We start from the raw sequence: 8,627 nt of genomic DNA, 5'->3' as shown, positions 1-8,627 counted from the left end.
CCGCCGGTGCCGGACGCGGCGCGGGGCGCGGGCCCGGCGTCGGACGTGAACCGGGGGCGGCCGGCGCGGGCGCCGACGGGGCCGCCGGCGACTGGGCCGCGGCGGGCTTGGGTGCCGACGGCGGCTTCGGGGCAGCCGGACCCGGACGTGCCGCCTGCGCCGGGGACGGCGCGGCGGGCCTGGGGGCCGCCTTGCGGGGCGCGCCGGGCTTCGCGGCGGACTTGCCGTTGCCCCCGCCCTGCTGGAAGGCGTCGGTCAGCTTGCGTACTACGGGCGCTTCGATGGTCGAAGACGCCGAACGGACGAATTCACCGAGTTCCTGGAGCTTGGCCATGACGACCTTGCTCTCCACACCGAACTCCTTGGCGAGTTCGTAGACCCGGACCTTAGCCACTTCGCTCCTTTGAGGTCCGGGTTGCGTCCGGACCGTCGCTAGTTCATGGGCGTACTCATCGCGTACTCATCGAGTGCTCATCGCAATCTCGACCTGCTTTCGACTCGCGAGGTACCAGACCGCACGGTGGGTTCCGTGCGGCATGTTCTTACGTGTTGCCTGCCCAGTCGGCGTGATGCCACTGCTCAGCAACCTTGTGCCTGCTCGACGTAGTGGCGCAACGCCTTTACGTCGAGCGGTCCCGGGACGCGGAGCGCCCGTGGGAACGCCCTGCGGCGCACCGCCTGGTCGAGACAGACCGGGACGGGGTGCACGTACGCACCCCGGCCGGGCAGCGTACCGCGAGGATCGGGGACGCACGCGTCCTCGACCACCACGATGCGCAACAGCTCGCTCTTGACCGCTCGCTCCCGGCACCCCACGCAAGTGCGCTCGGGGCATACGCCAGCACGTGTCCGGCCAGACACTTCTCAGTCTACCTCCCCGGACCGACCTCACCCCTTTGGGGCAAGAATCGAACGCTTGCCGCGAGCGAAGCTGTCGTGATCTCAGCGACCTGCGGCCTGGATCTATTCCCCGGCCTGTTCCGTGTCCGGCCGGATGTCGATCCGCCAGCCGGTCAGACGGGCGGCGAGGCGGGCGTTCTGCCCCTCCTTGCCGATCGCCAGGGACAATTGGTAGTCCGGCACGGTGACCCGGGCGGACCGGGCCGCCATGTCGACGATGTCCACCTTGGAGACCCGGGCCGGCGACAGCGCGTTCGCCACCATCTCGGCCGGGTCGTCGGACCAGTCGACGATGTCGATCTTCTCACCGTTCAGCTCGCCCATCACGTTGCGCACCCGGCCGCCCATGGGGCCGATGCAGGCACCCTTGGCGTTCAGGCCCGACCGGGTGGAGCGTACGGCGATCTTGGTGCGGTGACCGGCCTCACGGGCGATCGCGGAGATCTCCACGGACCCGTCGGCGATCTCCGGCACCTCCAGGGCGAAGAGCTTCTTCACCAGATTGGGGTGCGTGCGCGACAGGGTGACGGACGGGCCGCGCACCCCCTTGGCCACCCGGACGACGTAGCTGCGCAGCCGCATGCCGTGCGGATAGGTCTCGCCGGGCACCTGCTCCTGCACCGGCAGGATGGCCTCCAGCTTGCCGATGTCGACCAGCACATTCTTCGGGTCGCGGCCCTGCTGGACCACGCCGGTGACGATGTCGCCCTCGCGGCCGGCGTACTCGCCGAGCGTCGCGTCGTCCTCGGCGTCGCGCAGGCGCTGCAGGATGACCTGCTTGGCCGTGGTGGCGGCGATACGGCCGAAGCCGGACGGGGTGTCGTCGAACTCGCGGGCCTGCTGGCCCTCCTCGAGGTCCTGGGGGTCCTCCTTCGCCCACACGGTCACATGTCCGGTCTCCCGGTTGAGCTCCACGCGCGCGTGCCGGCGGCTTCCCTCGGTCCGGTGGTAGGCGATGAGGAGGGCCGATTCGATCGCTTCGACCAGCAGGTCGAGGGAGATCTCCTTCTCCCGTACCAAGAGCCGAAGGGCACTCATGTCGATGTCCACGATTACGCCTCCTCTTCCTTCTCGTTGTCCTTGCGGTTGAACTCGACCTGGACGCGCGCCCTGGCGATGTCGGCGAAGGCGAGCCGGCGCGTGGTGGCCTTGCGGCCCTTCACACCGGGCACCTCGAGGTCGAGACCGTCGTCGTCCACCGCGACCATCCTGGCGACCAGCTCGCCGCCCTCGGCCAACTGGAACCGCACCAGGCGGCCGGTGGCGCGCGTGTAGTGCCGGTGCTCGGTGAGGAGGCGCTCCGCACCCGGGGTTCCGACCTCGAGGGTGTACTCCCCGTCGCCCATCGCGTCGCTCTCGTCGAGCTTCGCCGAGAGCGCGCGGCTCACCTCGGCGATCCGGTCGAGGTCCGCTCCGGTGTCGGAGTCGACGACGACGCGCAGCACACGCTTGCGGCCGACCGCGTCCACGGCGATCTCTTCGAGATCCAGGCCCTGGGAGCTGACGAGCGGTTCCAGAAGTTCTCGAAGCCTCTCGCTCTGGGTGGTGCTCATCCGGGTGACTCCTCGGCCGCGTGTGCTGTTGTGGGACGGTGCGCGTGTCTGGTCAAAGGGTATCCGGTCGCAGGGGGTGTTGCTGTCCACCCGTCACGGAGGGTGCCGCTGAGCACCCCCGCGCGGCGGCACGGGTACGGTGATCACGGGCCCCGGCCTCCCTTCCGTCGCTACGTTCGCACGAGCCCCGAGGACGTCTGCCGTGTCGTTCCCCCTGTCTCCGCGCGCCCGTTCGGGGCCGCGCAGAAGGAGTCTGCTCGCCGTCGCCCCGGCGGCCCTGCTGGTGGCGGGCTGTTCCGCCGACCCCGGGGGCTCCGGCGCCTCCGGCGGCAGCCGCCCCTCGGCCGCCGACCGGACACGCGCGCGTGCGGCCCGGGACAGCAGGGAGCTGGCCGCGCGGTACGACGCGGTCGTGGCCGCCCACCCGGGGCTGGCGCAGCGGCTGCGCCCGCTGCGCGCGGAGGTCGCACGGCACGCGGAGGCGTTCGGGGACACGGCGGAGCCCTCGCCGTCACCGTCGTCGTCGCCGTCCGGGCCGGTCCCTCCCCCGCCCCCGGCCGCCGTCCCGGCGAAGGAGAAGGACGCCCTCGCCGGGCTCGCCGCCGCCGAGCGGGAGATCGCCGACCGGCGCACGAAGGCGCTGCTGGACGCGCCGGGCGAACTGGCGCGGCTGCTGGCCTCGGTGGCGGCGGCCGGCGCGGCGCACGTGTACCTGCTGACGGAGGCATGACGGTGGGCGAGGCGCGCGAGGCGGGGGAACAGGAGCTGCGGGCCCTCCAGGCCGCCCTGGCGGCGGAGCACGCGGCGGTGTACGGCTACGGGGTCGTCGGCGGGCGGATCGGCAGGAGTCGGCGCACCGAGGCGCGGACGGCGTACGACGCGCACCGGGCGCGCAGGGACGCGCTGGTGCGCGCGGTGCAGGACGCCGGCGGCGCGCCCGTCGCCGCGGCCGCGGGGTACGCGCTGCCGTTCCCGGTGCCGGACGCGGCCTCGGCGGTCCGGCTGGCGGCGGAGCTGGAGAACAGGGTCGCCGGGGTGTACGCCGATCTGGTGCGCGCGAGCGGGGGCGAGCAGCGGCGGGGCGCCGCCGAGGCGATGCGGGAGGCGGCGGTGCGGTCGGTGCGCTGGAGCGGCGGGAGCGTAGCCTTCCCTGGGCTCGCCGAGCGGGGCGGTACGGCCTCGGGGAGCCCGGCGCCGACGGCGTGACGGGGGGCGGCAGACACCGCGTACAGCAGGAAGGAACGACTCGCGCATGGTTTTCGAACCGCCGAAGCGTCTGGTGAGGGCGCTCGGTGAGACGGCGCCCGAGGGCGACGACTGGCTGGAGAGGCTGCCGGAGGTGGCGCGCGAGGCCGTCGCACGACGCGAGTTGACCGTGGAGCGGGTGCAGGTGCCGGGCGGGCGCAGCAGCCTGGTCGTGCTGGTGCGCAGGGCCGACGGCACGCCCGCCGTGCTGAAGCTGGCGCCGCGCCGGGCGCGCCCGGAGAGCGAGCGGGCGGCGCTGGCCCACTGGGGCGGGCTGGGAGCGGTCCAGCTGCTGGAGCCGGTCCCGGGCGCGGCCGAGGGAGTGCTGCTGCTGGAGCGGCTGCACCCGGACGTGTCGGTGCGGTCGCTGCCGGAGGCGAGGGCGCTGCTGGAGGCGGCGGGGACGCTGCGCCGGCTCTGGGTGGACCCGCCGGAGGGACACGACTTCGAGACGGTGGCCGGGCGGACGGAGCGACAGGCGCGGGCGATGCGGGCGAGCGCGGCGGCCGACCCGGAGGTGGCTCCGCTGGTGGAGGCGGCGCTGGCGGCCCGCGAGGAGCTGCTGGTGGCGCCGCCCGAGCACCGGCTGCTGCACGGGACGTTCCGGCAGAGCAAGGTGCTGGCCGCGGAGCGCATGCCGTGGCTGGCGGTGGGGCCGGACCCGGTGGTCGGCGAGCGCGCGTTCGACCTGGCGCGGCTGGTGCGCGACCGGGTGGAGGACCTCATCGCGCAGTCCTCGGGGGCGACGACGACCCGGCGGCGGGTGAAACGGCTCGCGGAGTCGCTGGAGGTGGACCGGGAGCGGCTGCGGGGCTGGACGCTGTTCCGGGCGGTGGAGTCGGGGGTGCGGGCCCGCCGCGTGGGCCGCGGACGGGACGCGGAACTCCTCCTGGAGTTCGCGAGCTGGCTCTAGGACCGTTCTCGCTCCGGAGCCTGCGTCACACTTCTCCGCACCTGCCCGACCGTCCCGCACACGGGCTTCCCGCGCGGGGCCGGGCGGCCGGAGGAGCGGATCGCCCCGGTGGCGTCCTGGTGGGACCCGCCGTGCTTCACCGGTGCCGGGCGCGCCGCGCCGGCCCTCGCGGAAGGCGTGCCCCGGTTGTTTGCGGAGGGCGAGCGGGCCTGCGACGCGCTGTACGGGCGGGCGGCCGGGCCCTGCGGGCCGAAGGCGCTCGCCACCTCGATGTCCGCGATCGGCCGGGGCGACTTCCTCGCCGCCGTCGCGCTCGTCGCCGAGCCGGTGCCCGGCCGGTCGTTCACCGGTCCGTGGAAGTGAGAGGGGCCGGATGAGGTCCGGGCCCGTGCGGCGGCGGCCGGCACGGGCCCGGTGACGCGGTTACGCCGTGAGGCGGGCGACCGCCTCGTCGACCGTGAGCTCCTCGCGCTCGCCGGTGCGGCGGTCCTTGAGTTCGACGACGCCCTCGGCGGCGCGGCGGCCCGCGACCAGGATCTGCGGGACGCCGATCAGTTCCGAGTCGGTGAACTTCACGCCCGGGGAGACGCCCGCACGGTCGTCGACCAGGACGCGCAGGCCCGCGGCGGACAGCTTCTCGGAGACGTCGAGGGCGAGCTCGGTCTGGAGGGCCTTGCCGGCGGCGACCACGTGGACGTCGGCCGGGGCGACCTCCGCCGGCCAGCACAGGCCCTTGTCGTCGGCGGTCTGCTCGGCGAGCGCCGCCACCGCGCGGGAGACGCCGATGCCGTAGGAGCCCATGGTGACGCGGACCGGCTTGCCGTTCTGGCCCAGCACGTCGAGCTTGAGGGCGTCGGCGTACTTGCGGCCCAGCTGGAAGATGTGGCCGATCTCGATGGCGCGGTCGAGCTTGAGGCCGGTGCCGCACGCGGGGCACGGGTCGCCCTCCTGCACCACCACGACGTCCACGTACGCGTCGACCTCGAAGTCACGGCCCGCGACCACGTTCTTCGCGTGCGTGTCGGCCTTGTTGGCGCCCGTGATCCAGGCGGTGCCCGGCGCCACGCGCGGGTCGGCGACGTACGTCACCTTGCCCAGGCCCTGCGGGCCGACGTAGCCGCGCACCAGCTCGGGGTGGGCGATGAAGTCGGCCTCGGTGACCATCTCCACGACGGCCGGGGCGAAGTGCGCCTCGACCTTGCCCATGTCGACCTCGCGGTCACCGGGCACGCCCACGGCGACGATCTCGCCGTCGACCTTGACCAGCAGGTTCTTCAGCGTGGCCGAGGCCTCCACGCCGAGCGAGGCGGCGAGGGTCTCGATGGTCGGGGTGTCGGGGGTGGGGATGTCCTCGGCGGCCGGGACACCGGAGGCGTCGACCGGCTTCAGCTCGTAGGCGATCGCCTCGGTGTTGGCGGCGAAGTCGCAGTTCGGGCAGTCCGCGAAGGTGTCCTCGCCGGCCTCGGCGGGGGCGAGGAACTCCTCGGACTTGGAGCCGCCCATGGCGCCGGCGGTCGCCGCGCAGATGCGGTAGTCGAGGCCGAGGCGCTCGAAGACCTTCCGGTAGGCCTGGCGGTGCAGGGCGTAGGACTGCGCCAGGCCCTCGTCCTCCAGGTCGAAGGAGTAGGAGTCCTTCATCAGGAACTCGCGGCCGCGCAGGATGCCGGCGCGGGGGCGGGCCTCGTCCCGGAACTTGGTCTGGATCTGGTAGAGGATCACCGGCAGGTCCTTGTAGGAGGACGCCTGGTCCTTCACCATCAGGGTGAAGATCTCCTCGTGGGTGGGGCCGAGGAGGTAGTCGCCGCCCTTGCGGTCCTGGAGGCGGAACAGTTCGGCGCCGTACTCGTCCCAGCGGCCGGTCGCCTCGTAGGGCTCGCGCGGCAGCAGGGCGGGGAGCAGTACCTCCTGGGCGCCGATGGCGTCCATCTCCTCGCGGACGATGCGCTCGACGTTGGCGAGGACCTTCTTGCCGAGGGGCAGCCAGGTCCAGATGCCGGCGGCGGTGCGGCGCACGTAGCCGGCCCGGACGAGCAGCTTGTGGCTGAGGACCTCGGCGTCCGCCGGGTCGTCGCGCAGCGTCTTCGCCATCAACTGGGACATGCGCTGGACCGGTGCGTTCGCCATGGTTCTCGTACTCCTGCTGCGTCTGGGTGGATGACAGGGAGGTTAGCCGGGCGGGACGCGGCGGCGGAAATCGATTGTCCGCCGCCCGCCGTCCGCTATCCGCGCGGGAGCGGCAGCGGGGCGCCCATGACGGCGTACGGCGTGGTGGCGCTGGGGAAGTGGACCTGACGGGCGAGGTCCTGGTAGCCGAGCGAGCGGTACAGCCGGCGGGCCGGGCTCTCGACGTCGAGGGCGGAGAGGATGGAGCGGGGCTCGTCGGCGCCGTCGGTGATCGTGGTGATCAGGGCGCGGCCGACGCCGTGCTTCTGGTGCCGGGGGTGGACGTGCAGCTCGGTGATGACGAAGGAGTCGTCGAGCCAGTCGTCGTTGCCCCGGGCCCGCAGATAGGGTTCGACGACGGTGGACCACCAGTGGGTGCGGTCGTTGGGCATGCCGTAGACGAAGCCGACCAGGCGGCCCTCGACGGTGGCCCCGAAGGCGCGGGCGCCGGGGAAGGTCATGTGGCGCAGGACGATCTGCCGGCGTACGGCCACCTCGTCGGGACCGAGTCCGAACGCCACCGCCTGCACCGCCAGCGCCTCGTCGACGTGGCCGGGGAGGTCGAGGGGGCCGATCACGATGTCGTCGGGCTGGGGGCGGCCGTGACCGGGAAAGCGCAGCATGCCGGGGAGACTACAGGGCCCGCCGCGTCAGAACAGCACACTCATGAAGGCGCCGACCTCCTGGAAGCCCACCTTCTCGTACGTCCTGCGGGCGGGCGTGTTGAAGTCGTTGACGTAGAGGCTCGCCACCGGGGCCATCTCCGTCAGGGCGTAGCGCAGGACGGCCGCCATGCCGGGTGCGGCGACGCCCTTCCCCCGGTGTTCGGGGGCCACCCAGACGCCCTGGATCTGGCAGGCGCGGTCGGTCGCGGCGCCGATCTCGGCCTTGAAGACGACCCTGCCGTCGGCGTCGAAGCGGGCGAAGGAGCGGCCGGCGCCGACGAGCTCGGCGACCCTGGCCTGGTAGAGCAGGCCGCCGTCGCCGGCCAGCGGGGAGACGCCGACCTCCTCGGTGAACATGGCCACGCACGCCGGCATGATCCTCTCCAGCTCGTCCTTGCGGACGCGGCGGACGTAGGGGTCCGGGGCTATGCGGTCGGACATCCGGTCGGTGACCATCAGGGGCTGGTGGGCGCGGACCTCGCGGGCCGGGCCCCACTGGGGTTCGAGCAGCCGCCAGAGCGCGGCGGTGGGCTCGGCCGGGCCCACCACGGAGGAGCAGCGGCGGCCGGCCCGGCGGGCCCGGTCGGCGAAGGCGCGGACGGCCCGGGGGGTGGCGCAGATGGGCACCAGGTTGGCGCCGGCGTAGCACAGGGAGGTCAGGACACCCCCCTCGTACCAGCCCCACATCTCGCCGCCGAGCCGCCAGGGGTCCAGGCCCGCGATCTGGACGCGGGCCGTCACGAAGGCGTTCGCGACCGGCTCGCGGTCGAGTACGGCGAGCGCGGCGTCCAGGTCACTCGGTTCGAGGACCCGGGAAGTGGTCTGCGTCAACAAGTGCGGGGCCTCACACACGGGGGTTCGCTGATTTCTCCGCACTGTACCCGCGGATTCCGGGGGACGCCGCCCCCGGACCCCGCTCCGGCCCGGGACCGGCCCCGTCCCCGGACGCCGGACGGACCGGCCGGCCTGGTCAGCCGGCCACCGAGACCTGCGGCTCGCCCGACGTCACGCCGTCCTTCTCCATCTCCTCGGCGATCTTCATCGCCTCCTCGATCAGCGTCTCCACGATCTTCGACTCGGGGACGGTCTTGATGACCTCGCCCTTCACGAAGATCTGGCCCTTGCCGTTGCCGGAGGCGACGCCGAGGTCGGCCTCGCGGGCCTCGCCGGGGCCGTTGACCACACAGC

11 protein-coding genes and 1 pseudogene are annotated in these 8,627 nt (G+C 73.4%); 4 read left to right on the top strand and 8 right to left on the bottom strand.

Going from position 1 to position 8,627, the window contains the following annotated elements; all coding sequences use genetic code 11:
- The 4 genes from ABTY20_RS34105 to rimP all read right to left on the bottom strand — a co-directional run.
- Nucleotides 1–394: translation initiation factor IF-2 N-terminal domain-containing protein (locus ABTY20_RS34105; RefSeq protein ID WP_352001024.1), on the bottom strand; the 394-nt coding region annotated here is incomplete at its 3' end.
- A gap of 185 nt (nt 395–579) precedes the next feature.
- Nucleotides 580–861: a YlxR family protein gene (locus ABTY20_RS34100; RefSeq protein ID WP_352001023.1), complete on the bottom strand. Its 282-nt coding sequence runs from the start codon at nt 859–861 to the stop codon at nt 580–582.
- 102 nt (nt 862–963) lie between these two features.
- Nucleotides 964–1,950, bottom strand: coding sequence for a transcription termination factor NusA (nusA, locus tag ABTY20_RS34095; RefSeq protein WP_352001022.1), 987 nt, complete (start codon nt 1,948–1,950; stop codon nt 964–966).
- A 2-nt stretch (nt 1,951–1,952) separates the two neighbouring features.
- The gene (gene rimP, locus ABTY20_RS34090; RefSeq protein WP_352001021.1) at nt 1,953–2,453 is read right to left on the bottom strand and encodes a ribosome maturation factor RimP; all 501 of its coding nucleotides are present in this window, start codon (nt 2,451–2,453) and stop codon (nt 1,953–1,955) included.
- A gap of 202 nt (nt 2,454–2,655) precedes the next feature.
- On the opposite strand from rimP, the gene ABTY20_RS34085 reads away from it, so the two are divergent.
- The 4 genes from ABTY20_RS34085 (at nt 2,656) to ABTY20_RS34070 (ending at nt 4,974) form a co-directional block, all read left to right on the top strand.
- Complete coding sequence (locus tag ABTY20_RS34085) at nt 2,656–3,183, top strand: hypothetical protein (RefSeq protein WP_352001020.1); 528 nt, start codon at nt 2,656–2,658, stop codon at nt 3,181–3,183.
- On the top strand, nt 3,180–3,659 hold the full coding sequence (locus ABTY20_RS34080) for a ferritin-like domain-containing protein (RefSeq protein ID WP_352001019.1): 480 nt from the start codon (nt 3,180–3,182) through the stop codon (nt 3,657–3,659). Before ABTY20_RS34085 ends, ABTY20_RS34080 begins: the two co-directional genes overlap by 4 nt.
- A gap of 46 nt (nt 3,660–3,705) precedes the next feature.
- Nucleotides 3,706–4,611: an aminoglycoside phosphotransferase family protein gene (locus ABTY20_RS34075; RefSeq protein WP_352001018.1), complete on the top strand. Its 906-nt coding sequence runs from the start codon at nt 3,706–3,708 to the stop codon at nt 4,609–4,611.
- Nucleotides 4,612–4,719: 108 nt separating this feature from the next.
- Nucleotides 4,720–4,974: a hypothetical protein gene (locus tag ABTY20_RS34070; RefSeq protein ID WP_352001017.1), complete on the top strand. Its 255-nt coding sequence runs from the start codon at nt 4,720–4,722 to the stop codon at nt 4,972–4,974.
- A gap of 60 nt (nt 4,975–5,034) precedes the next feature.
- Here ABTY20_RS34070 and ABTY20_RS34065 read toward each other — a convergent pair whose 3' ends face one another.
- The 4 genes and pseudogenes from ABTY20_RS34065 to ABTY20_RS34050 all read right to left on the bottom strand — a co-directional run.
- Nucleotides 5,035–6,735 carry a proline--tRNA ligase gene (locus ABTY20_RS34065; protein ID WP_352001016.1) on the bottom strand — a complete coding sequence of 567 codons (1,701 nt, stop codon included), beginning with the start codon at nt 6,733–6,735 and terminating at the stop codon, nt 5,035–5,037.
- A gap of 95 nt (nt 6,736–6,830) precedes the next feature.
- On the bottom strand, nt 6,831–7,397 hold the full coding sequence (locus ABTY20_RS34060; protein ID WP_352001015.1) for a GNAT family N-acetyltransferase: 567 nt from the start codon (nt 7,395–7,397) through the stop codon (nt 6,831–6,833).
- Nucleotides 7,398–7,424: 27 nt separating this feature from the next.
- Entirely contained in the window at nt 7,425–8,273 is an 849-nt protein-coding gene (locus ABTY20_RS34055) for a GNAT family N-acetyltransferase (RefSeq protein ID WP_352001014.1), read from the bottom strand.
- Between the two features lie 136 nt (nt 8,274–8,409).
- Nucleotides 8,410–8,627: pseudogene (locus tag ABTY20_RS34050) on the bottom strand (flavodoxin-dependent (E)-4-hydroxy-3-methylbut-2-enyl-diphosphate synthase); the annotation flags it as partial.

This window comes from Streptomyces sp. NPDC126497 (assembly GCF_040302425.1).
Lineage (GTDB): Bacteria > Actinomycetota > Actinomycetes > Streptomycetales > Streptomycetaceae > Streptomyces.
This window is presented reverse-complemented; position numbering and strand designations above follow the sequence as displayed.